At 55.0% G+C, this 853-nt stretch carries 1 protein-coding gene; it reads left to right on the top strand.

The features are described from left to right. The first annotated feature begins 76 nt into the window (after positions 1-76). Positions 77-834 (top strand): IS5 family transposase gene (locus tag Q1B13_RS26840; protein WP_299085958.1). Its coding sequence is split into 2 segments (ribosomal slippage): positions 77-398 and positions 398-834, totalling 759 coding nucleotides; the frame shifts between segments, so codons are not numbered across the junction. Positions 835-853 lie beyond the last annotated feature (19 nt).

The following is an 853-nucleotide window of genomic DNA, read 5'->3' as shown; positions in this document are numbered from 1 at the left end:
TAGGTTCTGGACCTATTAATTTGGTTGCCGTCATCCCGCCTGCGTGATTCATACCCGTGAGTTTCAGGGGTATAACATGAGCAATCTATTCTGGTTGACTGACGAGCAGATGGCGCGGCTTCAGCCTTACTTTCCAAAGAGTCATGGTAAGCCGAGGGTTGATGATCGACGCGTTCTGAGTGGAATTATCTTCATCAATCGCAATGGGTTACGCTGGTCCGATGCGCCGCGCGAATATGGGCCGCCAAAGACACTGTACAATCGCTGGAAACGATGGAGCGATATGGGTGTGTTCGCTCGGATCATGAACGGGCTGGCTACGCAGGGAACCGATCATAAGACCATCATGATTGACGCAACATACCTCAAAGCGCACCGCACGGCTTCCAGCCTGCGGTTGAAAAAGGGGGGCGTGGCAGGCTGATAGGGCGCACCAAGGGTGGCATGAATACGAAACTGCACGCTGTTACTGACAGTCTGGGACGCCCCATCCGCTTCTTCATATCCGCTGGGCAGGTGAGCGATTACACGGGCGCCAGGGCTCTGGTGAACAGTCTGCCACCGGCTGACTGGCTGCTGGGAGATCGAGGTTATGACGCAGATTGGTTCCGCGAAGCCCTTAATGACAGGGGAATAAAGCCCTGTATCCCAGGTCGAAAGTCACGCGACAAGCCTGTCCGATACGACAAGCGCCGCTACAAACGACGCAACCGCATTGAGATCATGTTCGGACGCCTGAAGGATTGGCGGCGCGTCGCCACCCGATATGACAGATGCCCAAAGGTATTCCTCTCGGCCATCGCTCTCGCTGCTACAGTCCTATTCTGGCTGTAAATCAATGAGTCTGGAGCCT

The sequence above is a fragment of the uncultured Ruegeria sp. genome (genome assembly GCF_947489545.1).
Taxonomy (GTDB): Bacteria; Pseudomonadota; Alphaproteobacteria; order Rhodobacterales; family Rhodobacteraceae; genus Ruegeria.
Note: the sequence above shows the minus strand (reverse complement) of the source record. Positions and strands in the feature narration are given on the sequence as shown.